The organism is Enterobacter cloacae complex sp. HYC003_NIDB, assembly GCF_056673375.1.
Genome location: NZ_CP114220.1, coordinates 1,696,541 through 1,723,105, shown reverse-complemented (window position 1 = coordinate 1,723,105; position 26,565 = coordinate 1,696,541). Strand labels below are relative to the sequence as shown.

The window sequence follows — 26,565 nt, the reverse complement described above, 5'->3', positions numbered from 1 at the left end:
GAAAAGCTGCACCATGCAGTCCTCTCTCCCCCCTGGGGAGAGGGTTAGGATGAGGGGGATTGTTATTTACTGTCAGACTTGTATTCGTACTCGTAGTAGCCGTAATCCTGATACCCGGTCGCGCGGCGGAAGATGGAGTTCAGAATGACCCCCTTCACCTCAATACCGTTCTGCTCAAAGCGGCTCAGGCTGGTTTCCACTTCCTTCAGGGTGTTCACCGCATAGCGTGCGACCATCAGCGTGGTGCCCGCATGACGCCCTACCACGGCGGCGTCGGTGACCGCCAGAATTGGTGGGGTATCGATCAGCACCAGGTCATAGTTTTTGCTCGCCCACTCAATCAGCTGCGTGAAGCGCTCGCTCATCAGCAGTTCAGACGGGTTCGGCGGAACCTGGCCACGCGGGATCAGGTCAAATTTCGGAATCGACGTCGGCTTGGCGCTCTCGCTGATTTCCCCTTTACCGAGCAGGATTTCCGACAGACCGTTAACGTTGTTGGTGCCCAGCAGCTCGTGGGTGTAGCCCTTACGCATATCGCAGTCGATCAGCAGCACGCGCTTGTTGGTCTGGCTCACCACCGCCGCCAGGTTGGCGCAGACGAAGGTTTTACCGATTGACGGGCTGACACCGGTCATCATCAGGACGTTGTTTTTGGCCTGCATCATGGCGAAGTGGAGGCTGGTACGCAGGCTGCGCACCGCTTCAATCGCCAGGTCAGTCGGGTTACCCACGGCCAGCAGCTGGCTCTGTTTGTAACGCTTGACGCCCTTAACGGTTTTGACGCTGTCACGGGACTTCTGCCACTCTGAAAGCGGGATGCTGGCGTACACGCTGATCCCGTTCTCTTCCAGCACCTGCGGGCTTTCGATACCGCGGTTGAACAGCGAGCGCAGCAGCACGCCGACAATGGAAAGCATCAGGCCGAGAATAATGCTGCCGAGGATAATCAGCGCTTTCTTCGGCTTCAGCACGCCCGGCTGGGTAATCGCCGGGTCAACGATACGCACGTCGCCGACGGTGCTGGCTTCGGTGATTTTCAGCTCCTGCTGTTTGTTCAGCAGCTGCATGTAAACCTGCTGGCCGGATTCCACATCACGCGTCAGGCGTACAATTTCCTGCTGCGTCTTCGGCATCGCGGTCACGCGGTCATTCAGCTTCGCCTTCTCTTCTTCCAGGGTACGACGTTTCTCCAGCAGCGTGCGGTACGCCGGGTGACGTTTGGTATAGAGCTTGGAAATCTCCGCCTCTTTGAAGGTCAGCTCGTTCAGCTGCGCATCAATATTCACCATGGAGTCGAGAACCGATTTCGCCTCCAGCGGCAGATCGACGGAATCCTTGTCCTGACGGTACGCGTTCAGCTTGTTCTCAGCGTCATCCAGACGGGCGCGCACCTCCGGCAGCTGTTTACTGAGAAACGCCAGGCTTTTTGCAGCTTCCGCTGACTTACGCTCAACGTTCTGCTCCAGATAGTTGCGGGTGATGCTATTGAGGATGTCGCGAATTTGATCCTTGTCTTCACCGGTGAAGGTCATGCTCAGGACGCCGGTGTCCTTGCCGTTTTCGGTGACGGTCAGGTTGTTTTGCAGGTTGTTGATCATCCCGAGCGTCGAGAATTTGGTGACCGTAAACTCCCCGCCCTCATGCGCCTGAATTGCGCTGACCTTGATGCTGACGCCCTCTTTGGTCAGCATCTGCCCCACCTCGCCGCGTGCGCTGAAGCCCGCGTCGCTGGTCAGTTGATACTGTTTTGGTCCCAGCACGGTCAGGGTAAAGGTTTGGTCCCCTGCCCCTTTTGGGATCACGAAGTCGGTCACTTTTACCGTATCGTTACTGCGCCCCATCAGGCGATCCCAGCCTGCGCCAAATACCGGGAAGGTGTTTTTGGTGACCGCGATATCCAGCCCCAGATCGTGAACCGTTTTGCCCAGTACCAGGCGCGACTGGATCAGCTGAATTTCGGCTTCCGATGCTGGCGGCTTGTTGGCCAGCGCCGAGCCGATATCCTGAACCAGCGAGTTTCCGGTATTTTGTTCGATCTGCACCAGCGCGTCGGCGCTGTAAATAGGCGTCGCGAACAGCGTATAAACGATCGCCGCCACGGCAAAGATGGCGGTAATACCCAGCACCCACCATTTCGCTTCAATAACGGTCCCGACCAGGCGACCGATATCGATTTCATCACTGCCCGACGTCGGGGCGGCAGAAGGTCTTGTTTTTTCTGTCATTGTTATCCCTGCTGAGCTTTCAGTGCCTGCGCCCACTGACGGGCAGACTGGTCTAGTAAGGTGTATACCGCCTCAAAGGCCTCGCGGCTCTTGCGATACGGATCGGGAATTTCGCGCTCACCATCCCAGTGACCAAACAGCATCACCTTGCCGCGCATCTCCGGTGCGATATCGCACAGCGCGTGAATGTGGCGTTTTTCCATCGCGAGGATCAGGTCATATTCCCGGCACATCCGGCCAGAGACCTGACGGGCAACGTGCCCGTCGAGTGAGAGGTTATGCTCAAGGGCAACGCTTGCGGCACGTTCGTCGGCACCTTTTCCGACCAGCGCGCCCAGCCCTGCGGAGTCGACCGTTAACGCAGGCTGGTAATTTTTCAACAGCCTTTCAGCCGTGGGGGAACGGCAAATGTTCCCCACGCACACCACCAGAATTTTGTTAAACATCGCGGCTTACCAGTTATGAACGTCGCTCGCCGTATCCGTCATGTAGCGAACGCCACTGATGGTAGGCAGCAACTGGTTGATCAGACGGTTCCAGCGGGCAACCGGCGCGGTGGTGACATAGACCACATCGTACGGCTGGAGACGGAACGACGTTGCCATGACCAGGGACGTCGCGTCGGACATATCCAGCTGGTAGATGTTGGCAATCTTGCCCTTCGCGTTCTCGCCTTTGATAGGACGGATCACGAAGATACCGCTGGCGTTGGAGGCGGTCAGATCGATGCCTTCCGCATTGCCCAGCGCTTCGGTCAGGGTCATACCGCTGAAGTCCATCTTGAGGGTGCTCTGTTTCTTCACTTCACCCATCACGAACACTTTCAGATCGTCGTTGCGCGGCACGTACAGAATATCGCCCGGATAAAGGAGGCGGTTCTGGGTCAGGTCACCGTTTTGCATCAGCGCCTGAAGCGAAATGCGCTGCTCTTTGCCGTTGTGGGTCAGCACCACGTTGCGCCAGTCAGCGCCGTCGGTTAAGCCGCCTGCGGCATTGATCGCATCGAGAACGGTGAGCGGGACGTTGGTGATCGCCTGCTGGCCGGATTTATTGACCTGGCCAGAGATATAGGCTTTCTGGGATCGGAACGCGGCGATATTAACGTCCACCTGCGGGTCAGCAATGTACTGCGCCAGGCGGCCGGTAATATCACTACGGATCTCAGCAAGCGTTTTGCCCGCGACGTGCACTTTGCCAATGTAGGGATAGAACATGGTGCCATCGGACTGTACCCAGTTACCGGTGTCACTTGAGCTGCGGTACTGGCCCGCAGGCGTGGTCAGTTCAGGGTGATCCCAGACGGTCACATTAATGACGTCACCCGGACCCACGCGATACTGGTAAGAGGCAATTTCCTGGTCCAGAGACATATTTGGCTGAGCAACATTTGGACGTGGGCGTAATTGTTCCACCAGACGTGGGGTTAATGGATACACATTCACCATTTTGTCGAGATCAAAATCAGCATCCTGCTGTTTAATCACATCCTTGCCCATTGTCGACATATTGCTGCCGGGAAAGACCGTGCAACCACTCATCAAGGTCACAGACACCAATAATGGCATCAATTTCATTTTGGATTTCATCATTGATTATTTATCACTTTGGCAGAGTAATTATCCTGTGCAATTAAAATAAGCGCGGGTCGTGGTGACAATCAGAATGCAGTTAATCATTTAGCAATATAACTGGCATCAGTCCTAAAAAAAGCTTATTCATCCATTGGCTATTGACAGAATAATTGAGGCTGATTCACACGCTTTCAGGCACGCTACCGCCCTTGGCTTTCAGTTACCAATCCACTGACTAAACAATGCGTTATGGTTAGACACCCTCTTGGATAAGGCCTTTTGCGAAATATATCAAACGCCTCACAGGGGCGATTGATAATGTATAACCTTCACCAAAGACCGAAACAAAAATAGCAACAAGGAGATTTAACATTTGATGCTGGAAGAATTGTTGCAGCTAACCTAATAGCAGGCAAGGAGACAACCGTCCTAATATTCGTTTTTAAGATTAATATTAAGAGCAAAGTTTTAAGGTTTTCGGATTTTCTTTATATTGACAAAATAGATCGCCAGACCATTTATTGCGATATATCCTAAATATCGTCTTATGTAATTAAATCTTCGCAATTAACTTATTTACACCGCCCGGCAAATGGGGTTTACCTGAGTGTAGCATTAAGAGAAATCTCACCCCGGCATTGCAATTTCCGTCGGCTTTATCCATGATCGAAGTGTGACATTAGTCATATAACAGAAGGTATTGCATTTACTATGGAATGGATTGCCGATCCATCAATCTGGGCCGGGCTGGTGACGCTGGTCGTCATCGAATTAGTGCTCGGCATTGATAACCTGGTGTTTATCGCCATCCTTGCCGATAAATTACCCCCTTCACAACGCGACCGCGCCCGCGTGACGGGTCTTCTGTTCGCCATGGTGATGCGTCTGCTGTTACTGGCCTCAATCTCCTGGCTGGTGACGCTGACCAAACCCTTATTCAGCGTGCAGGGTCTGAGCTTTAGCGCCCGCGACCTGATCATGCTTTTCGGCGGATTGTTCCTGCTGTTCAAAGCCACGGTTGAGCTTAATGAGCGGCTGGAAGGAAAAGACAGTGAAAACCCCACCCAGCGACGCGGTGCAAAATTCTGGCCAGTGGTCGCGCAGATAGTGGTGCTGGATGCCGTCTTTTCTCTCGACTCCGTGATCACGGCCGTCGGGATGGTTGACCATCTGGCGGTGATGATGGCCGCGGTGATCATCGCCATCACCCTGATGGTGCTCGCCAGTAAAGCCCTGACGCGCTTCGTGAACAGCCACCCGACTATCGTCATCCTCTGTCTGAGCTTCCTGCTGATGATTGGCTTTAGCCTGGTCGCGGATGGTTTTGGCTTCCATATCCCGAAAGGGTATTTGTACGCCGCCATTGGTTTCTCGGTGCTGATTGAGTTTCTCAACCAGCTGGCCATTTTCAACCGTCGCCGTTTTCTCTCCGCGAACCAGACATTACGACAGCGCACCGCAGATACGGTGATGCGCCTGCTGAGCGGCAAAAAAGAGGATGCCGAGCTGGATGCTGAATCCGCGGCGATGCTTGCCGACCACAGCGACGGGCAGATCTTCAACCCGCAGGAACGCCGGATGATAGAGCGCGTGCTTAACCTCAACCAGCGCTCGGTGAGCAGTATCATGACCTCCCGCCATGACATTGAGCATATTGACCTGACGGCGCCGGAAGAGCAGATCCGCGCCCTGCTGGATAAAAACCAGCACACCCGCGTGGTCGTGACCGGCGGTGAAGAGGAAGAAGAGCTGCTGGGCGTGGTACACGTGATTGACCTCCTGCAACAGCAGCTCCACGGCGAGCCGCTCAACCTGCGGGCGCTGGTGCGCCAGCCGCTGGTCTTCCCGGAAGCGCTACCGCTGCTCTCCGCGCTGGAGCAGTTCCGCAACGCGCGTACCCACTTCGCGTTTGTCGTTGATGAGTTTGGTTCTGTGGAAGGGCTGGTAACGCTCAGCGACGTGATGGAAACCATCGCTGGTAATCTGCCTAATGAGGTGGATGAGATCGATGCGCGTCACGATATTCAGAAAAACGCCGACGGCAGCTGGACCGCCAACGGCCACATGCCGCTCGAAGATCTGGTGCAGTTCGTTCCGCTTCCGCTGGATGAGAAGCGCGAATACCACACCATCGCCGGTTTGCTGATGGAATATCTGCAACGTATTCCGCAGCCGGGCGAAGAGGTCCAGGTGGGGGATTACATGATCAAAACCTTGCAGGTAGAGAGCCATCGCGTGCAGAAGGTGCAGCTGATACCGCTGCGCGGTGAAGATGAGATGGATTTTGAGGTGTAAAAAAGCCGGGTGGCGCTTCGCTTACCCGGCCTACGGTGTCTGGCTTTTGTAGGCCGGGTAAGGCAAAGCCGCCACCCGGCACAACAGGCATCACAGCTTATCGAGCAGCTTTTTCACGTCCTTACCTGACTGAGACTCTTTATTGCGGTCCGCCCAGTCATTCAGCCGACGTTTCGCTTCATCCTGAAGGTGCTTCCGCAGGATCTGATCGACCTGCAAACTGTAATTCAACTCCTGCCATTTTCCGTACACGCGCAGCGGTATCGGCGTCTCTTTCAGGAACTCCACAAGCTGGCCTTCGCCTTCCCAGCCAGCCTTCACGCGGACGTTGAAGCGGGTGTCTGCCGTCTCTTTCACCAGATCCAGCGCGCCGGTTCCGGTCAGCGCCAGCAGTGACGAAGTCCCCTGCATGTCGTCCAGCGAGAGCTGACCGTTGTCGAGGGCAAGCTCGCTGGTAAAGCTGTCCAGACGGGTTGCGCTGTCGTAGTTTTCATTCGCTTTCACGCTGCTGCTGCGTTCTACCGCCTGCTGCACCAGCTGCTGGAAGTTCAGCCCTTCCATGCGCGAATCTTTCAGCTCAACGTGCGCCTTCCCCTGCCAGCTACGACGGAAGGCGTCCGCATCAATCTTCGTACCAGAGAAATCCCCTGCCAGCGACAGCTGCCCCGTGAGGGCAATCGGGTAATTAAAGGCTTTCAGGATGGTGCCAATCTCAACGTTTTCCAGACGCGGCTGGAACGCGGCGCTGGCAACGTCTTTGCGCACATCCAGCGAGCCCGGCAGGGAGAGGTTCCCTGCTCCCATTTTTCCGCTGAGCTCGGAGATGACCAGCAGGCCGTTGTGGTTGAACATCTGGCTGCTGACGTCAGTAAAATCAATCCCACGCCAGCGCACGCTGTTCGCTTTCAGCAGAATGTCGGCGGTAAATCCGCGCAGGCCGTTGTAGTCAGGCTGATCGAGATTTGAGGAGATCACCGGACGCGACTGCATGACCTGGCTTTGCCCCACCTGCGTGGCTCCCTCATCGGTCGCGTTCACCGGTTGGGGCGGAAGCAGGTTCTCGAGGTTCAGCTTGTCGAATTGCAGATCCAGCACCCACTTAGGTTTCTCATCAAGCGTGACGCTCGCCTGCCCCTTCAGGGCGCTGTCGTTGGCCTGGAGGTTGAGCGCGTTCAGTTCGAGCTGTTTGCGCTCTTCATGCCACACCGCCTGCATCGTGCCCTGGCCGGCAATCCCCTTCGCGGGCAAATCCGCGCCGGTCAGCTGCCAGTTAAGCTGCTGAACGTCCGCCGTCAGCTGGTGCGGATAATCAGAGGCGTTCACGTTCGCGTTCATCGACAGGTTGAGATCGCGCTGATTGCGGTTGATCCGCCCGGAGAACTCCATGGTGGCGTGATGGTTGGCATCCTGCTCCATCCTGAGGTTGATATTGCGTACGGTGATCTGTTCGTCATCTTCATGCTGGAAAACCAGCATGCTGTCAGCAACTTTCAGATTACCAATATCAAACGACCAGCCGGTGTCAGACGGGACGTCAGGTAAGGTGTTTTCACGCGGTGCGACCGGAGCATCCGCCTGACGAACGGCTTCGGTTTGCGGCGTAAGCTGAATCACCGCCCCTTTCAGCATCACCTGTTCAACCTGGAGCTGATGGGATAAGAGCGGGATGAGCGCGACATCAAGACGCATGTTATCCGCCGTGACCAGCGGCTGCGCGGCACCCGGCGCGGTGAGGGACATACGTCCGGAGAGAATGCTGAGCTGAGGCCAGACGTGCCAGCGCAGCGGCCCGTCCAGCTTGAGTTCATACCCGCTGCGCGCTTCCACCTGCCGCACCATGTAGGCCCGGAAGTCATTCGGGTTAACCAGCAGCACCAACGCTGAAAGGCCAGCCACCAGCACCACCAGCAAAATCATCAGCGTTGTCAGAACTCTTCTCATGGCTTCCTCAGTGAACTCACAGATCAGTCTTTATCGATACGACTGGCAACCGCACCCTGCTGGTTGCGATATTTTGCGTCCTGACGGCGGTTATAAGGACGGTCTGCCGGGCCGGTCAGCGGTTCAAAGCTCAACGCACCAATCATCATTCCCGGACGAAGCGCCAGCGGCAATTTACCGGCGTTAAAGAACTCCAGCACGATACGGCCAGACCAGCCCGGATCGATACGGTGCGCGGTGACGTGCACCATCAGGCCCAGACGCGCCAGGGAAGAGCGTCCGTCAAGCCAGCCGACCAGGTCCGCAGGCAGCGTGACCGATTCAAAGGTCACCGCCAGCGCCAGTTCGCCAGGATGGAGATAAAACGCCTCTCCTTCTTCGATGACGATTTCGTCGCTCATGACGCGATCCAGCGCCGCACTGACTTCGTCTTTCGGCCCGCTGAGGTCGATAAACGGTGCCGTGTGGCCGCTGAAGGTGCGGAATTTATTCCCCAGACGCACATCGACGGTCACGCCGTTAATACGCTCAACCGGCGGACGCGGGGTGATAGACAGGCGGCCTTCATCCAGCCAGGCTTCTATATCGCGGTCACAAAGACGCATGGCACTTTCTCCTTTCGTGCATCGCGCCCTGAAGCCTTACGGCGTCAGGGCAAAACCAGGTTATCTCTGAACGGTACACAATTCACACGGCTTATTCAAAAAACTGACTGATTTTCGCTTTTAAGATATCAATGGCAATACGGTTTTTACCGCCGCGAGGCACGATAATATCGGCGTATTGTTTCGAAGGCTCAATAAATTGCAGGAACATCGGGCGAACGGTTTTCTGATATTGCGCCATCACGGAGTCCATGGAGCGGCCGCGTTCGTTAACGTCGCGTTTAATACGCCGCATCAGGCAGATATCCAGCGGAGTGTCGACGAAAATCGAGAAGTTCATAGATTCGCGCAAACGGGCGTCGGTGAGCAGCAAAATCCCTTCAAGGATAATCACCTTCTTGGGCTCGATACGGATCGTTTCCTGGGTGCGGGTATGTTCCACGTAGCTGTAGACGGGCAGCTCAATCGCCTCGCCGCGCTTCAGCGCTTCCAGATGCTGGAACAGCAGGCTGTGATCCATCGCACTGGGGTGGTCGTAGTTGGTTTTTACGCGCTCTTCCATCGAAAGATGGGATTGATCTTTGTAATAGCTATCTTCGGGAATCACACCGATATGCTCATCACCCACTTGTTCACGCAGTTCGCGATAAAGCGTACTGGCAATAAGACTTTTACCTGAAGCCGATGCGCCGGCGATGCCTATGATGACGCACTGATGAGACTTATCAGTCATAAATTTAGCGACCTGATTAACCTGGATGTAAGGAAGGACGACGCCGGAGCGTCAAACGCGGCAATTATAGGGATTTCGGGGGCGTGATACCAGTCGAATGCGCAGGTTATGCGAGGCGGGCTGAAAAGCGCCGTTTCACGCCTTTAGCGAAATTTTTACGCGCGGTTTTTCGCCATTTCATCACCCTTCTTCGCAGAGTAACTATTTTATAAGTCTATGAAGTCAAAATCTGACCACTCAGCATATGAATTGTAAAATGTTTGTACTAGCATAAACCAAATTATTAATTTCACGCGTCCGGACCTGGCTCCTGACAACATGGCGTCCCTGGATAGAGCGGTAATGAATAAACAATACCAGCGGGTTTTGGTTACTACCCCACATCCTTTACTGCGGCTTGTCTGTCTGGGTCTGGTCACGTTCATCTTCACCTTATTTTCCCTCGAGCTGACTCGCTTCGGTACGCTGCTGGCGCCACTATGGTTCCCGACTTCAATTATGATGGTGGCGTTTTACCGCCATGCGGGAAAAATGTGGCCCGGCATTGCGCTCGCCTGCTCCTTTGGCAATATTTTTGCCTCGTGGATGCTCTTCTCATGGGCATCGATCAATATCACCTACACGGCGATCAATATCATTGAGGCCACGGTTGGCGCGCTGTTACTGCGTAAGCTGCTCCCCTGGTATAATCCGCTGCAAAACCTCAACGACTGGGTCCGGCTTGCCCTCGGCAGTGCCCTGGTGCCGCCGCTGGTGGGGGGCGTTCTGGTTCATTTTCTGGTGCCGAGCGCGGAGCCGCTGCGTAATTTCCTTGTCTGGGTACTTTCAGAAGCCATTGGCGCACTGGCGCTGGTGCCGTTAGGTCTGCTGTTTAAGCCGCATTACCTGCTGCGCCACCGCAACCCGAAACTGCTGCTGGAAACGCTGGTGACCCTGGTCGTCACGCTGGTTCTTAGCTGGACGGCAATCACCTGGCTGCCGTGGCCATTCACCTGCATTATCGTTCTGCTGATGTGGAGCGCGGTCCGTCTGCCGCGTATGGAAGCGTTCCTGATATTTTTATTCACCATCATGATGGTGTCCCTGATGATGGCGCGAAATCCGCTCTCCATGACGCCCTCCACCATGATCGTCACCTTCAACGCGCCGTGGCTCCCCTTCCTGATGATGCTGCTCCCCGCCAACATTATGACGATGGTGATGTATGCCTTCCGGGCCGAGCGTAAACATATTACGGAAAGCGAAGAACGTTTTCGCAATGCGATGGAGTATTCCGCGATTGGTATGGCGCTGGTGGGCATTGAGGGCCAGTGGCTCCAGGCCAACAAGGCTCTGTGCAATTTCCTCGGTTACAGCCAGTCCGAGCTTCAGTCGCTCACGTTCCAGCAGTTAACCTGGCCGGAAGATTTAAATACCGACCTGGAGCAGCTGCAACAGCTGATTCACGGCGAGATCAACACCTACACCCTCGAAAAACGCTACTACACCCGCAGCGGCGAGGTGGTGTGGGCGCTGCTGGCCGTCTCCGTTGTGCGCCATGCCGACGGCACCCCGCTCTACTTTATTGCCCAGATTGAAGACATCAACGATCTGAAACAGACCGAGTGGGTGAATAAGCGTCTGATGGAGCGTATCACTCTCGCTAACGAAGCCGGCGGAATCGGGATTTGGGAGTGGGATCTCGAGCCGGACGTAATCAGCTGGGATAAACGGATGTTTGAGCTGTACGAGATCCCCTCGCACATTAAACCCACCTGGCAGCTCTGGCATGCGGCCATGGTGCCTGAAGATCGTACGCACGCCGAACAGGTCCTGCGTGAGTCACTCCAGGCCAGGGTACCTTTCAAGCTGGAATTTCGCATTCGCGTCAAGGATGGCATTCGCCACATTCGTTCGCTGGCGAACCGGGTGCTGAACAAACAGGGCGAAGTGGAGCGGCTGTTAGGGATCAACATGGATATGACCGAGGTGAAGCAGCTGAACGAGGCGCTGTTCCAGGAAAAAGAGCGCCTGCATATCACCCTCGACTCTATCGGCGAAGCGGTGCTGTGTACCGACATCGACATGAACATCACCTTTATGAACCCGGTCGCCGAGAAGATGAGCGGCTGGTCGCAAAGCGAAGCGCTGGGTCAGCCCATTCTGAAGGTGCTACACATTACCTTCGGCGAGAACGGTCCGTTAATGGAAAACATCCACAGCGGCGATATGTCCCGTACCGATATCGAACAGGATGTGGTGCTTAACTGCCGCAATGGCGGCAGTTTCGACATTCATTACAGCATAACCCCCCTCAGCACTCTGGAAGGACACACCATCGGCTCGGTGCTGGTGATTCAGGACGTCACCGAGTCGCGCAAAATGCTGCGCCAGCTGAGCTACAGCGCTTCCCATGACGCCCTTACCCACCTGGCGAACCGCGTCAGCTTTGAAAACCATCTTAAGCGCCTGTTGCAGACGGTACAGGAGACCCATCAGCGTCACGCGCTGGTCTTTATCGATCTTGACCGTTTTAAGGCGGTGAACGATACGGCAGGCCACGCGGCGGGCGACGCTCTCCTGCGCGAACTCTCTTCGCTGATGCTGACCATGCTGCGCTCCAGCGACGTGCTGGCGCGTCTGGGCGGCGACGAGTTTGGCCTGCTGCTGCCGGACTGCAACGTCGAAAGCGCACGCTATATTGCGGGCCGGTTGATCGACGCCATCAACAACTATCATTTTTCCTGGGAAGGACGCCTGCACCGCATTGGCGCCAGCGCGGGGATTACGCTGATTGACGACACCAATTACCAGGCTGCGGAAGTGATGTCTCAGGCCGATATCGCCTGCTACGCCTCGAAAAACAGCGGGCGCGGCGTGGTCACCGTCTACGAACCCCAGCAGGAGCGGATCCACAGCGCGCGCAGCATGATGTCGCTGGATGAGCAGTGGCACATGATTAAAGATAACCATCTGCTGATGATCGCCCGCAGCGTCGCCTCGCCGCGCATTCCCGAGAGCAGTAGCTTCTGGCTGATTTCCTTGCGGCTGTGGACCAGCCAGGGAGAAGTGCTGGAAGAGCATGCCTTCCGCGCCGGGCTGGCGGAGCCGGAGCTGCTGCACGCCCTGGACCGACGGATATTCAGCGAATTTTTCCGTACCTATGCCGCACAGGTGGCGGCCAAAGGAATGGGCGTCGCGCTGCCGCTCTCAGAAGCGGGTTTAGCCAGCGTCACGCTGGTGGATGAGCTGCTCGACCTGATCACCAGAGGTCCGCTGCCGGCGCGGCTGCTGCATCTGGCGATCGCCGTTGATGTGCTGAGCAATACGGATGAAAACGTGCAGCAGGGTCTGCAAAAGCTTCGTCAGGCCGGCTGTCGCGTGGTGCTGACCCGGGTCGGACGCGATATGAACGTCTTCAGCCAGCTCAGCGCCAACACCGCCGATTATCTGCTGCTGGATACAGACATGGTGACCAACGTCCACGGCAATCTGATGGATGAGATGATGGTGACAATCATTCAGGGCCACGCCCAGCGTCTGGGCATAAAAACCATTGCCGGGCCATGCCATCAGTCGATCATGATGGATACGCTGTCGGGCATCGGCGTTGATTTTATTTACGGCGACACCATCGGGGAAGCGCAGCCGCTTGATCTACTGCTGAATACCAGCTATTTCGCCATCAACTGACGGCGACCAGCCGTCGGTGTACCAGATATGTAACAGCGCATACGAGCGCCACGGCTGCCAGCGTTCGGCATAGCGACGGATCTGCGCGGGCGTCATACCGGCAAAGCGCTGTTTAATCAGATAGTCATCCGGCAGGAAAACATCCTTCGCCTGCCAGCCGCGCAGGGCCAGATAATTCGCGGTCCAGCGCCCGATGCCGGGGCGCTGCTGTAGCGCCTTCATCCCGGCCTCAACGTTCGCAGGCGGGAACAGCGGGAATTCACCGTCCACCGCCGACTGCGCCAGATGAATCAACGACTCCGCACGCCTGAGCGGCATCCCGAGGGCTTTCAACGCCAGCGGATCTGCCGCGGCCAGCACCTCTGGCGGAGGAAAGCAGAGATAGCCCGGCGCATCCTCAATGGGTTCACCGCACAGCGCCACCACCCGTGACGCCAGTTTTGCCGCCATCGCCACGCTCACCAGTTGCCCGAGAATGGCGCGCACGCCCTGCTCGTATGCATCCATCGCGCCGGGCAAACGTAAGCCCGGCCGCGCCGCGCCGAGCTCGCCGAGAGTCTGCGCAATGTGCAGCGGGTCGCAATCGAGGTCAAACAGGCGGGAGATGCGGTCGAGGCAGATATCCGCCACCGGGATCAGGCCAGGGCTGAGCGACACCGCCAGCGTAGGGGTTGCGCTGTCTGGCGTAACCCGGAAAACGCCCTGGTGCCCGGCATAGCCAAAACTGCGCTCGTAGTAATCCTCCGTAACGGTCTCAACCCCCCTGACCGCACGCGCGGCAAGAAAGCCAAACATCCACGACCAGTCGTAGGGCGGTTGCCAGTTCAGGGTGTACATCGTCTCTCCTTTTGTATTTACCTCAGCATAAACCGAAAGATCGCCTTGCGCCTTGCTTTCATATTCCTGTTGTCGCCTGGCAGACATTTCGCTAAAGTCTCGCCCCTTCTCACCGGCATGGGGATTTATTGTGTTTATTGGATTCGACTACGGCACCGCAAACTGCTCGGTTGCGATAATGCAAAATGGACAACCGCAGCTCCTGAAAATGGAAAACGGCAGTACGCTGTTGCCGTCAATGCTTTGTGCGCCCACGCGTGAAGCGGTGAGCGAGTGGCTGTTCCGCCACCATCAGGTTCCGGCCACGGCGGCGGAGACCCAGGCGCTGCTGCGCCGTGCGGTCAGCTTTAACCGCGAGGAAGATATCGACGTTACCCCGTCCAGCGTGCAGTTCGGCCTCTCTTCCCTCGGGCAGTACATTGAAGACCCGGAAGAGGTCTACTTCGTTAAATCGCCGAAATCCTTCCTCGGCGCCAGCGGCCTGAAGCCGCAGCAGGTGGCGATGTTTGAAGATCTGGTCTGCGCGATGATGCTGCACATCCGCAATCAGGCGCAGTCCCAGGTGCCGGATGCCATCACCCAGGCGGTGATTGGCCGTCCGATTAACTTTCAGGGGCTGGGCGGCGACGAAGCCAACCAGCAGGCGCAGGGGATCCTTGAGCGTGCAGCGCACCGGGCAGGCTTCCGTGACGTGGTGTTCCAGTATGAGCCGGTTGCGGCGGGGCTGGATTTTGAAGCCACGCTGACGGAAGAGAAACGGGTGCTGGTGGTGGACATCGGCGGCGGTACGACGGACTGTTCATTACTGCTGATGGGTCCCCAGTGGCATCACCGTCGCGATCGTGAAAATAGTCTGCTGGGGCACAGCGGCTGCCGCGTGGGCGGTAACGATCTGGATATTGCCCTGGCCTTCAAGAGCCTGATGCCGCTGCTCGGTATGGGCGGTCAAACCGAGAAAGGCATCGCCCTGCCGATCCTGCCGTGGTGGAACGCGATTGCCATCAACGACGTCCCTGCCCAGAGTGATTTTTACAGCACCGCGAATGGCCGTTTCCTCAACGATCTGGTGCGTGATGCGCAGGATGCAGAGAAGGTCGCACTTCTGTATAAGGTGTGGCGTCAGCGCCTGAGCTACCGCGTGGTGCGCACCGCCGAAGAGAGCAAAATTGCCCTTTCCGATCGTCCAGAGCATGCGGTTTCGCTGCCGTTTATCAGTGACGATCTGGCTACGGCAATCACCCAGGAAGGGCTGGAAATGGCGCTCACTCAGCCGCTTCAGCGTATTCTGGAGCAGGTGCAGTTAGCGCTTGAGAACGGCAACGTGAAGCCGGACGTAATTTACCTGACTGGCGGTAGCGCCCGTTCGCCGCTGATCAAGAAAGCGCTGGCGGAACAGCTACCGGGGATCCCGATTGCCGGCGGCGATGACTTTGGCTCCGTTACGGCAGGGCTGGCGCGCTGGGCGCAGGTGGTGTTTAGCTAATGGGGTTGTGCCGGGTGGCGGCTTCGCCTTACCCGGCCTACAAGATCCTCCAACCGTAGGCCGGGTAAGCGCAGCGCCACCCGGCGAAGGCGAAACAGCGCGCCACACTCAGACAATTCCCGACAGTCTTCCATATTTCCTCCATTTTTTCGCTGTGTTAGCTGACTAAACTAGTATCATTCCCCGAAAGAGTTTCAGGATGAGAACGTATAACGATGAAAGGCAGTAACAAATCCCGCTGGGCAATCGCCGTTGGTCTGATTGTGGTGGTCCTGGCCGCCGCCTGGTATTGGCACAGCCAGTCCGCGAACTCCACGGCACCTGCTGGCGCTAATAGCCCCTCACAACGCTCAACGGGCGGCGGGCGCCACGCTATGCGCGGCGGTGCGCTGGCACCGGTGCAGGCGGCAACGGCGGTGAATAAAGCGGTGCCTCGTTATCTCTCCGGGCTGGGAACCATCACCGCCGCCAACACCGTGACGGTACGTAGCCGCGTGGACGGTCAGCTGATGGCCATCCATTTCCAGGAAGGTCAGCAGGTAAAAGCCGGCGATCTGCTGGCGGAAATCGATCCAAGCCAGTTTAAGGTTGCCCTGGCGCAGGCGCAGGGGCAGCTCGCGAAAGACAAAGCCACCCTCGCCAATGCCCGCCGCGATTTAGCCCGCTATCAGCAGCTGGTAAAAACCAACCTCGTGTCGCGCCAGGAGCTGGACACCCAGCAGTCTCTGGTCAGTGAATCTCAGGGCACCATCAAGGCCGACGAAGCCGCGGTCGCCAGCGCCCAGCTCCAGCTCGACTGGAGCCGGATCACCGCGCCGATTGACGGCCGCGTGGGCCTGAAACAGGTCGATATCGGGAACCAAATCTCCAGCGGCGATACCACGAGCATCGTGGTGATCACCCAGACGCACCCTATCGATCTCGTTTTTACCCTGCCGGAAAGCGACATTGCGACGGTGATACAGGCGCAGAAGGCCGGAAAAGCGCTGGTGGTTGAAGCCTGGGATCGGACCAACAAGCAGAAGCTGAGCGAAGGTTCGCTGTTGAGCCTGGATAACCAGATCGACACCACCACCGGCACCATCAAGCTAAAAGCACGCTTCAACAATCAGGACGATGCCCTGTTCCCGAATCAGTTCGTCAACGCGCGAATGCTGGTCGCGACCGAAGAAAACGCGGTAGTGATCCCGACGGCGGCCCTGCAAATGGGGAGTGAAGGCAACTTTGTCTGGGTGCTGAACAGCGAAAACAAGGTCAGCAAACATCTGGTGAAAACCGGCATCCAGGACAGCCAGACGGTGGTGATCAGCGCCGGGCTGTCCGCTGGCGACCGCGTCGTGACCGACGGTATTGACCGTCTGACCGAAGGGGCGCAGGTCGAGGTGGTGGAAGCGCAGAATACAGGAGCAAAAGCCTGATGCAGGTGATGCCGCCGAGCTCTACAGGTGGGCCATCACGCCTGTTTATCTTACGTCCGGTTGCGACGACCCTGTTGATGGTGGCGATCCTGCTGGCCGGGATCATTGGCTACCGTTTTCTGCCCGTGTCGGCGCTGCCGGAAGTGGACTACCCGACCATTCAGGTTGTCACCCTCTATCCGGGCGCCAGTCCGGATGTGGTGACGTCCGCCATCACCGCCCCGCTGGAGCGTCAGTTTGGCCAGATGTCTGGCCTGAAGCAAATGTCCTCCCAGAGCTCCGGTGGCGCTTCGGTCGTCACGCTTCAGTTCCAGCTCACGCTGTCGCTGGACGTCGCTGAGCAGGAGGTGCAGGCCGCGATTAACGCCGCCACAAACCTGCTGCCGTCTGACCTGCCGAATCCACCTGTTTACAGCAAGGTCAACCCGGCGGATCCGCCGATCATGACCCTTGCCGTCACCTCCTCCGCCATGCCGATGACCCAGGTGGAAGACATGGTTGAAACCCGCGTGGCGCAGAAGATTTCGCAGGTGACCGGCGTGGGGCTGGTGACGCTGGCGGGCGGTCAACGCCCCGCCGTGCGCGTCAAACTGAATGCCCAGGCCATTGCCGCGCTGGGGTTAACCAGCGAAACCATTCGCACCGCCATCAGCAGCGCCAACGTCAACTCAGCGAAGGGTTCGCTGGACGGCCCGACCCGCGCGGTCACGCTCTCCGCCAACGACCAGATGCAGTCCGCCGATGAGTACCGTCAGCTGATCATTGCCTACCAGAACGGCGCGCCGATCCGTTTGGGCGACGTGGCAACCGTTGAACAAGGCGCGGAAAACAGCTGGCTCGGGGCGTGGGCCAATAAGCAGCAGGCGATTGTCATGAACGTTCAGCGCCAGCCGGGCGCGAACATTATTGATACCGCCGACAGCATTCGCACCATGCTGCCGCAGCTGGTGGAAAGCCTGCCAAAATCGGTCAGCGTGAAAGTGCTCTCTGACCGCACCACGAATATTCGCGCGTCAGTGACCGACACCCAGTTCGAGCTGATGCTGGCGATTGCGCTGGTGGTGATGATCATCTACCTGTTCCTGCGCAACGTCCCGGCAACCATCATTCCCGCCGTCGCCGTGCCGCTCTCGCTGGTCGGAACGTTCGCGGTGATGGTGTTCCTCGACTTCTCGATTAACAACCTGACGCTGATGGCGCTCACCATCGCTACCGGGTTTGTGGTGGACGACGCCATCGTGGTAATCGAGAACATCTCGCGCTATATCGAAAAAGGTGAAAAGCCGTTAGCCGCCGCGCTGAAGGGCGCGGGGGAGATCGGCTTTACCATTATCTCGCTCACCTTCTCGCTGATTGCGGTGCTGATCCCGCTGCTGTTTATGGGCGATATCGTCGGGCGGCTGTTCCGCGAGTTTGCCGTGACGCTGGCGGTCGCCATTCTGATCTCTGCCGTGGTGTCGCTGACGCTGACGCCGATGATGTGCGCCCGCATGCTGAGCCACGAGTCCTTGCGCAAGCAAAACCGCTTCTCGCGCGCCTCCGAGCGGATGTTCGAGCGCATTATCGCCGCCTACGGCCGCGTGCTGGCGAAAGTGCTGAACCATCCGTGGGCAACGCTCGGCGTGGCGCTCGGCACCCTGGCGCTCAGCGTCATGCTGTGGATTTTCATTCCGAAAGGCTTCTTCCCGATTCAGGACAACGGCATTATTCAGGGCACGCTTCAGGCGCCGCAGACGGTCTCCTTCGCCAACATGGCGCAGCGCCAGCAGCAGGTGTCTGAGATCATCATGAAAGATCCGGCGGTGGAAAGCCTGACTGCCTACGTGGGCGTGGACGGCACCAACCCGTCGCTCAACAGCGCGCGCCTGCAAATTAACCTTAAACCGCTCGATGACCGCGACGATCGCGTTAACGCGGTGATTGAACGCCTGCAAAGCGCGGTGGCGCGCGTGCCGGGCATTGAGCTGTATCTGCAACCGATCCAGGATTTAACCATTGATACGCAGGTGAGCCGCACGCAGTACCAGTTTACGCTCCAGGCCACCTCGCTTGAGGCACTGAGCACCTGGGTGCCGCAGCTGGTGGACAAGCTGAAAGCACTGCCGCAAGTTTCTGACGTCAGCAGCGACTGGCAGGATAAAGGGCTGGCGGCGTACGTGAACGTCAACCGCGACACCGCCAGCCGTCTGGGCATTACCATGTCCGACGTGGATAACGCCCTGTATAACGCCTTTGGCCAGCGCCTGATCTCCACCATCTATACCCAGGCCAACCAGTATCGCGTGGTGCTGGAACATAACACCGAGAACACGCCCGGGCTGGCCGCGCTGGACACGGTGCGCCTGACCAGCAAAGACAGCGGGATTGTGCCGCTCAGCGCCATTGCCAGCGTGGAAGAGCGTCACACCCCGCTGTCGATTAACCATCTCGATCAGTTCCCGTCCACCACCATTTCCTTCAACGTGCCGGACGGCTATTCCCTGGGCGAAGCGGTGGAGGCCATTCTGGGCGCGGAGAAAGAACTCAGCTTCCCGTCCGATATTCAGACCCAGTTCCAGGGCAGTACGCTGGCGTTCCAGGCCGCGCTGGGCAGCACCGTCTGGCTGATTGTCGCGGCGGTGGTGGCGATGTATATCGTGCTTGGCGTGCTGTATGAAAGCTTTATCCACCCGATCACCATCCTCTCCACACTGCCGACGGCGGGCGTGGGGGCGCTGCTGGCGCTGATGCTAGCGGGGAGCGAGCTGGACGTCATTGCGATCATCGGCATCATCCTGCTTATCGGCATCGTGAAGAAAAACGCCATCATGATGATCGACTTTGCGCTGGCCGCCGAGCGCGAGCAGGGTATGGCGCCGCGCGAGGCCATTTACCAGGCCTGTCTGCTGCGTTTTCGTCCGATCCTGATGACCACCCTCGCCGCCCTGCTGGGCGCGCTGCCGCTGATGCTGAGCACCGGCGTGGGGGCCGAACTGCGCCGTCCGCTGGGCATCGGGATGGTGGGCGGCCTGCTGGTGAGCCAGGTGCTGACGCTGTTTACCACGCCGGTTATCTACCTGCTGTTTGACCGTCTGGCCCTGTGGACGAAAAGCCGCTTCCCGAAACGTGAAGAGGAGGCGTAAGTGAAGTTTTTCGCCCTCTTCATTTACCGTCCGGTGGCGACGATTTTACTCTCCGTCGCTATTACCCTGTGCGGCGTGCTGGGCTTCCGGCTGCTGCCGGTGGCCCCGCTGCCGCAGGTCGATTTCCCGGTGATCATGGTCAGCGCCTCGCTGCCGGGTGCCTCGCCGGAGACCATGGCGTCATCGGTGGCGACGCCGCTTGAGCGCTCGCTTGGGCGAATTGCCGGGGTTAACGAGATGACCTCCAGCAGTTCGCTGGGCAGCACGCGCATCATTCTGGAATTTAACTTCGACCGGGACATCAACGGCGCGGCGCGTGACGTGCAGGCCGCGATAAACGCCGCCCAAAGCCTGCTGCCAAGCGGCATGCCGAGCCGTCCAACCTACCGCAAGGCTAACCCGTCCGACGCGCCGATCATGATCCTGACGCTCACGTCAGAGACCTACTCCCAGGGCGAGCTGTACGATTTTGCCTCCACCCAGCTGGCGCAAACCATCGCCCAGATTGACGGCGTGGGCGACGTGGACGTCGGCGGCAGCTCTCTGCCCGCTGTGCGCGTGGGGCTGAATCCGCAGGCGCTGTTTAACCAGGGCGTGTCGCTGGACGACGTGCGTTCCGCCATCAGCAACGCCAACGTGCGTAAGCCGCAGGGCGCGATTGAGGACAACAGCCACCGCTGGCAGATCCAGACCAACGATGAGCTGAAAACCGCCGCCGAGTATCAGCCGTTGATTATTCACTACAACAACGGTGCGGCGGTGCGCCTGAGCGACGTCGCCAGCGTCACCGATTCGGTGCAGGACGTGCGTAACGCCGGGATGACCAACGCCAAACCGGCGATTTTGCTGATGATCCGCAAACTGCCGGAAGCCAACATCATCCAGACGGTGAACAGCATCCGCGCGCGCCTGCCGGAACTCCAGGAAACGATTCCGGCGGCCATCGACCTCCAGATTGCGCAGGACCGCTCCCCTACCATCCGCGCCTCGCTTGAGGAGGTAGAGCAAACGCTGATCATCTCCGTCGCGCTGGTGATCCTGGTGGTGTTCCTGTTCCTGCGCTCGGGGCGCGCCACGCTGATCCCGGCGGTGGCGGTTCCGGTATCGCTGATAGGCACCTTTGCCGCCATGTACCTGTGTGGGTTTAGTCTTAACAACCTGTCGCTGATGGCGCTGACGATTGCCACCGGGTTTGTAGTGGATGACGCCATCGTGGTGCTGGAGAATATCTCGCGCCATCTGGAAGCGGGCATGAAGCCGCTCCAGGCGGCGCTTCAGGGGACGCGCGAAGTGGGCTTCACGGTCCTGTCCATGAGCCTGTCGCTGGTGGCGGTGTTCCTGCCGCTGCTGCTGATGGGCGGCCTGCCGGGGCGACTGCTGCGCGAATTTGCCGTCACGCTTTCCGTCGCCATCGGTATCTCCCTGGTGATTTCGCTGACGCTGACGCCGATGATGTGCGGCTGGATGCTAAAGCGCAGCCAACCGCACTCGCAGCCGCGCAGGAAAGGCTTTGGCCGCGTCCTGATAGCAATGCAGTCCGGCTATGGCAAATCGCTGAAATGGGTGCTGAACCACACGCGTCTTGTCGGGCTGGTGCTGATGGGCACCATTGTGCTCAACGTCTGGATGTATATCACCATCCCGAAAACCTTCTTCCCGGAGCAGGATACCGGCGTGCTGATGGGCGGTATTCAGGCGGACCAGAGTATTTCGTTCCAGGCGATGCGGGGCAAACTGCAAGACTTTATGAAAATCATCCGGGAAGATCCGGCCGTGGATAACGTCACCGGCTTTACCGGCGGCTCGCGCGTTAACAGCGGGATGATGTTTATTACCCTTAAGCCGCGCGGTGAACGTCACGAAACGGCGCAGCAGATCATTGACCGCCTGCGGCTGAAGCTCGCCAAAGAGCCGGGGGCAAATCTGTTTTTGATGGCCGTTCAGGATATCCGCGTCGGCGGACGACAGGCTAACGCCAGCTATCAGTACACCCTGCTCTCAGATGACTTAGCCGCCCTGCGCGAGTGGGAGCCTAAGATCCGTAAAGCGCTGGCCGCGCTGCCGCAGCTGGCGGACGTGAACTCCGACAGCCAGAATAACGGCGCGGAGATGGCGCTCACCTACGATCGCGAAACCATGTCCCGCCTGGGCATTAACGTTGAAGCGGCCAACAGCCTGCTTAACAACGCCTTCGGGCAGCGTGAAGTCTCCACCATCTATCAGCCGATGAACCAGTACAAGGTGGTGATGGAAGTTGATCCGCGCTACACCCAGGACATCAGCGCGCTGGACAAGATGTTTGTGATCAATAATGACGGCAAGGCGATCCCGCTGTCGTACTTCGCCAGCTGGCAGCCGTCGAACGCGCCGCTGTCGGTGAACCACCAGGGGCTTTCCGCCGCCTCGACCGTGTCGTTTAACCTGCCAACCGGCTCGTCGCTGTCTGAGGCCAGCGACGCCATCAACCGCGCCATGACCCAGCTCGGGGTGCCCTCCTCCGTGCGCGGCAGCTTTGCCGGTACGGCGCAGGTGTTCCAGGACACCATGAACTCGCAGGTCATTTTGATCCTGGCGGCTATTGCCACGGTTTATATCGTGCTGGGCGTGCTGTACGAAAGCTATGTGCACCCGTTGACCATTCTCTCCACGCTGCCTTCTGCGGGCGTGGGGGCGCTGCTGGCGCTGGAGCTGTTCGGTGCCCCGTTCAGCCTAATCGCGCTCATCGGGATCATGCTATTAATAGGTATTGTGAAGAAAAACGCGATTATGATGGTCGACTTTGCCCTGGACGCCCAGCGTAACGGCAACCTGACGCCGGACGAGGCGATATTCCAGGCCTGTCTGCTGCGTTTTCGCCCGATCATGATGACCACGCTGGCCGCGCTGTTCGGTGCGCTACCGCTGGTTATATCCGGCGGTGACGGCTCTGAACTGCGCCAGCCGCTGGGGATCACGATTGTCGGCGGCCTGGTGATGAGCCAGCTGCTGACGCTCTACACCACGCCGGTAGTCTATCTGTTCTTTGACCGACTGCGGCTGCGTTTTTCGCGTAAAAAGAGAACCACGGTGACCGAGTAAATGACCGACCTACCCAGTAACGTTCGCTGGCAATTGTGGATCGTCGCGTTCGGCTTCTTTATGCAGTCGCTGGACACGACCATCGTGAACACCGCCCTTCCCTCGATGGCGAAAAGCCTGGGGGAGAGCCCGCTGCACATGCATATGGTGATTGTCGCCTACGTGCTGACGGTCGCCGTGATGCTGCCCGCCAGCGGCTGGCTGGCGGATAAAGTCGGTGTGAGAAACATCTTCTTCACCGCCATTGTGCTGTTTACCACCGGGTCGCTGTTTTGCGCCCAGGCCAATACCCTCGACCAGTTGGTGATGGCGCGCGTGCTACAGGGCGTCGGCGGCGCGATGATGGTGCCCGTCGGGCGGTTAACGGTGATGAAAATTGTTCCGCGCACGCAGTATATGGCGGCGATGACCTTCGTCACCTTGCCCGGTCAGGTCGGCCCGCTGCTTGGCCCGGCGCTGGGCGGGATTCTGGTGGAGTATGCCTCCTGGCACTGGATCTTCCTGATCAACCTGCCGGTCGGTATTATCGGCGCGATTGCCACTCTGACGCTGATGCCGAACTATAAAATGCAGACCCGGCGCTTTGATTTCGTTGGCTTTATCCTGCTGGCGGCTGGCATGGCGACGCTCACCCTGGCCCTCGACGGGCAAAAAGGGCTGGGGATCTCCTCCCTGTCGCTCGCCCTGCTGGTGGCGCTGGGGATCACCGCGATTCTCTGGTATCTGTGGCATGCCAGAGGCAACGCTAACGCGCTGTTCAGCCTGAATCTGTTCAGGAATCCCACCTACCGTCTTGGTCTGTTCGGCAGCTTTGCCGGACGCATCGGCAGCGGCATGTTGCCGTTTATGACGCCGGTGTTTTTACAGATTGGGATGGGCTTCTCGCCGTTCCACGCCGGGCTGATGATGATCCCGATGGTGCTCGGCAGCATGGGGATGAAGCGTATTGTGGTGCAGGTGGTGAACCGCTTCGGCTATCGCCGGGTGCTGGTGGCCGCCACGATCGGGCTGGCGCTGGTCTGCCTGCTGTTTATGGCCGTGGCGCTGCTGGGCTGGTACTACATCCTGCCGCTGGTGCTGTTCTGCCAGGGGATCATCAACTCCATGCGCTTCTCGTCGATGAACACCCTGACGCTAAAAGATCTGCCGGACGAGCTGGCGAGCAGTGGTAACAGCCTGCTGTCGATGATCATGCAGCTCTCCATGAGCGTGGGGGTCACGGTCGCCGGATTGCTGCTCGGCATGTACGGTCAGCACCATCTCAGCGCCGACACCCCCGTCGCGCATCAGGTATTTTTATACACTTACCTCAGCATGGCGGTAATTATCGCCCTGCCCGCTTTTATCTTTGTCAGAGTACCGAATGACACGACCAAAAACGTCGTGATCCGACGCGGCAAAAGGAGTGCACCATGAAATTCTGGCGTCCGGGGATCACCGGTAAGCTTTTTGTGGCGATTTTCGCCACCTGTATCGTTCTGCTGATTACCATGCACTGGGCGGTGCGGGTCAGCTTTGAGCGCGGCTTTATTGACTACATTAAACACGGTAACGAACAGCGACTACAGGGCTTAAGCGACGCGCTGGGCGAACAGTATAGCCTGCACGGTAACTGGCGTTTTCTGCGCAATAACGATCGCTTTGTGTTTCAAATCCTGCGCTCGCTGGAGCACGATAATGACGACGACCGCCCGGGGCCGGGCATGCCGCCGCACGGCTGGCGCACCCAGTTCTGGGTGATAGATCAGGAGATGCGCGTGCTCGTTGGCCCACGCTCTCCGGTACCGCCGGACGGTACAAAGCGCGCCATCACCTCGAACGGCGCGACGGTGGGCTGGGTTATCGCCTCGCCGGTCGAGCGGCTGACGCGCAACACCGACATCAACTTTGACCGCCAGCAGCGTCAGACCAGCTGGCTGATTGTCGCGCTTTCTACCCTGCTTGCGGCGCTCGCCACCTTCCCGCTGGCGCGCGGCCTGCTGGCGCCGGTTAAGCGCCTGGTGGAAGGCACGCACAAGCTGGCGGCGGGTGATTTCTCGACCCGCGTGGACACCCGCAGCCAGGATGAACTGGGCAAGCTGGCGCAGGACTTCAACCAGCTCGCCAGCACGCTGGAAAAAAACCAGCAGATGCGCCGCGATTTTATGGCCGACATTTCGCACGAGCTGCGCACCCCGCTGGCGGTGCTGCGCGGCGAGCTGGAGGCGATTCAGGACGGCGTGCGGCAGTTCACCCCCGAGTCCGTGGCCTCGCTTCAGGCGGAAGTCGGCACGCTGACCAAGCTGGTGGACGATCTGCATCAGCTTTCCATGTCCGACGAAGGCGCCCTGGCCTACCAGAAAGCCCCAGTCGACGTGATCAATATCCTTGAAGTTGTGACCGGCGCATTCCGCGAGCGCTTCGCCAGCCGTGACCTGAAAATCAACCTTTCGCTGCCGGACAGCGCGGTGGTATTTGGCGACAGAGATCGCCTGATGCAGCTGTTCAATAATCTGCTGGAGAACAGCCTCCGCTACACCGACGGCGGCGGCGCGCTGCATATCTCCGGCAGGCAGGAAAACGGGCGCTTTGCCCTGACCTTTGCGGACTCCGCCCCTGGCGTGAAAGATGCGCAGCTGGAAAAACTGTTCGAGCGCTTCTATCGTACCGAAGGTTCACGCAACCGCGCCAGCGGCGGTTCCGGCCTTGGGCTGGCGATTTGCGTTAACATTGTTGAGGCCCATGGCGGCACCATCCGCGCCGCCCATTCGCCTTTTGGCGGGGTTAGCATTACAGTAGAGTTACCTCTGGAACGGGATTTATCGAGGGAAGCATGACCGAGTTACCGATTGACGACAACACACCGCGTATTTTGATCGTGGAAGACGAGCCTAAACTTGGGCAACTGCTGATCGACTATTTGCGTGCCGCAAGTTACGCGCCAACGCTTATCAGCCACGGCGACCAGGTGCTGCCCTACGTGCGCCAGACGCCGCCGGATCTGATCCTGCTGGATCTGATGCTGCCGGGTACCGACGGCCTGACCCTGTGCCGGGAAATTCGTCGTTTCTCCGATGTTCCCATCGTGATGGTGACGGCCAAAATCGAAGAGATCGACCGTCTGCTGGGGCTCGAAATCGGCGCCGACGATTACATCTGCAAGCCTTACAGCCCGCGGGAGGTGGTCGCTCGGGTGAAAACCATCCTCCGCCGCTGTAAGCCACAGCGTGAATTGCAGGTGCTGGATGCGCAAAGCCCGCTGATCGTCGACGAAAGCCGCTTCCAGGCGAGCTGGCGCAGCAAACTATTGGATCTTACCCCAGCGGAGTTCCGCCTGCTGAAAACGCTCTCCCACGAGCCGGGAAAAGTGTTTTCCCGCGAACAGCTGCTCAACCATCTGTATGACGATTACCGCGTAGTGACCGACCGCACCATCGACAGTCACATCAAAAACCTGCGCCGCAAGCTGGAGGCACTGGACGCCGACCAGTCGTTTATTCGCGCGGTGTACGGCGTGGGTTATCGCTGGGAAGCGGATGCGTGCAGGATTGCCTGAATACCCCCCCCTCACCCCAGCCCTCTCCCTCAAGGGAGAGGGGGCCGTCT

Annotated in this window: 16 protein-coding genes; 9 read left to right on the top strand and 7 right to left on the bottom strand. The window is 58.5% G+C overall.

Annotated features, from left to right (window positions below):
- Positions 1-62: 62 nt before the first annotated feature.
- The 3 genes from wzc to O1722_RS08070 are packed head-to-tail and all read right to left on the bottom strand — an operon-like array spanning position 63 to position 3,814.
- A complete protein-coding gene (gene wzc / locus O1722_RS08080; protein ID WP_015572374.1) occupies positions 63-2,225 on the bottom strand; it encodes a tyrosine-protein kinase Wzc in 2,163 nt (720 codons plus the stop codon).
- 2 nt (positions 2,226-2,227) lie between these two features.
- Positions 2,228-2,671 carry a low molecular weight protein-tyrosine-phosphatase Wzb gene (wzb, locus tag O1722_RS08075; RefSeq protein WP_003862078.1) on the bottom strand — a complete coding sequence of 148 codons (444 nt, stop codon included), beginning with the start codon at positions 2,669-2,671 and terminating at the stop codon, positions 2,228-2,230.
- 6 nt (positions 2,672-2,677) lie between these two features.
- On the bottom strand, positions 2,678-3,814 hold the full coding sequence (locus tag O1722_RS08070) for a polysaccharide export protein (protein ID WP_003862079.1): 1,137 nt from the start codon (positions 3,812-3,814) through the stop codon (positions 2,678-2,680).
- 693 nt (positions 3,815-4,507) lie between these two features.
- Here O1722_RS08070 and O1722_RS08065 point away from each other — a divergent pair.
- Positions 4,508-6,091: a TerC family protein gene (locus O1722_RS08065; RefSeq protein ID WP_033487317.1), complete on the top strand. Its 1,584-nt coding sequence runs from the start codon at positions 4,508-4,510 to the stop codon at positions 6,089-6,091.
- Between the two features lie 90 nt (positions 6,092-6,181).
- On the opposite strand, the gene asmA is transcribed toward O1722_RS08065, so the two are convergent.
- From asmA to udk, 3 genes are all read right to left on the bottom strand, one after another.
- Positions 6,182-8,032 (bottom strand): outer membrane assembly protein AsmA, encoded by a 1,851-nt coding sequence (gene asmA, locus O1722_RS08060; protein ID WP_033487319.1) that lies wholly within the window; start codon positions 8,030-8,032, stop codon positions 6,182-6,184.
- 23 nt (positions 8,033-8,055) lie between these two features.
- Complete coding sequence (dcd, locus tag O1722_RS08055; RefSeq protein ID WP_017383269.1) at positions 8,056-8,637, bottom strand: dCTP deaminase; 582 nt, start codon at positions 8,635-8,637, stop codon at positions 8,056-8,058.
- A gap of 91 nt (positions 8,638-8,728) precedes the next feature.
- The gene (gene udk / locus O1722_RS08050; protein WP_000130320.1) at positions 8,729-9,370 is read right to left on the bottom strand and encodes a uridine kinase; all 642 of its coding nucleotides are present in this window, start codon (positions 9,368-9,370) and stop codon (positions 8,729-8,731) included.
- A gap of 342 nt (positions 9,371-9,712) precedes the next feature.
- Here udk and O1722_RS08045 point away from each other — a divergent pair, with 342 nt between their 5' ends.
- A complete protein-coding gene (locus O1722_RS08045; RefSeq protein ID WP_032669512.1) occupies positions 9,713-13,042 on the top strand; it encodes a diguanylate cyclase in 3,330 nt (1,109 codons plus the stop codon).
- Here O1722_RS08045 and alkA read toward each other — a convergent pair.
- Positions 13,007-13,879, bottom strand: a complete 873-nt coding sequence (gene alkA / locus O1722_RS08040; protein ID WP_023295022.1) for a DNA-3-methyladenine glycosylase 2 — start codon at positions 13,877-13,879, stop codon at positions 13,007-13,009. The two genes, O1722_RS08045 and alkA, sit on opposite strands and share 36 nt — an antisense overlap.
- Before the next feature lie 130 nt (positions 13,880-14,009).
- Here alkA and yegD point away from each other — a divergent pair, with 130 nt between their 5' ends.
- From yegD to baeR, 7 genes are all read left to right on the top strand, one after another.
- Positions 14,010-15,362 (top strand): molecular chaperone, encoded by a 1,353-nt coding sequence (yegD, locus tag O1722_RS08035; RefSeq protein ID WP_017383266.1) that lies wholly within the window; start codon positions 14,010-14,012, stop codon positions 15,360-15,362.
- Between the two features lie 215 nt (positions 15,363-15,577).
- Entirely contained in the window at positions 15,578-16,780 is a 1,203-nt protein-coding gene (locus O1722_RS08030) for an MdtA/MuxA family multidrug efflux RND transporter periplasmic adaptor subunit (RefSeq protein WP_033487321.1), read from the top strand.
- Complete coding sequence (locus O1722_RS08025) at positions 16,780-19,902, top strand: MdtB/MuxB family multidrug efflux RND transporter permease subunit (protein WP_033487322.1); 3,123 nt, start codon at positions 16,780-16,782, stop codon at positions 19,900-19,902. The genes O1722_RS08030 and O1722_RS08025 overlap by 1 nt, the downstream gene beginning before the upstream one ends.
- Positions 19,903-22,980 carry a multidrug efflux RND transporter permease subunit MdtC gene (gene mdtC / locus O1722_RS08020; RefSeq protein ID WP_058686678.1) on the top strand — a complete coding sequence of 1,026 codons (3,078 nt, stop codon included), beginning with the start codon at positions 19,903-19,905 and terminating at the stop codon, positions 22,978-22,980.
- Positions 22,981-24,396 carry an MFS transporter gene (gene mdtD / locus O1722_RS08015; RefSeq protein ID WP_033487325.1) on the top strand — a complete coding sequence of 472 codons (1,416 nt, stop codon included), beginning with the start codon at positions 22,981-22,983 and terminating at the stop codon, positions 24,394-24,396.
- Positions 24,393-25,796 (top strand): envelope stress sensor histidine kinase BaeS, encoded by a 1,404-nt coding sequence (gene baeS / locus O1722_RS08010; RefSeq protein WP_015572365.1) that lies wholly within the window; start codon positions 24,393-24,395, stop codon positions 25,794-25,796. Before mdtD ends, baeS begins: the two co-directional genes overlap by 4 nt.
- The gene (baeR, locus tag O1722_RS08005; protein ID WP_015572364.1) at positions 25,793-26,515 is read left to right on the top strand and encodes an envelope stress response regulator BaeR; all 723 of its coding nucleotides are present in this window, start codon (positions 25,793-25,795) and stop codon (positions 26,513-26,515) included. The genes baeS and baeR overlap by 4 nt, the downstream gene beginning before the upstream one ends.
- The last annotated feature ends 50 nt before the right edge of the window (positions 26,516-26,565 follow it).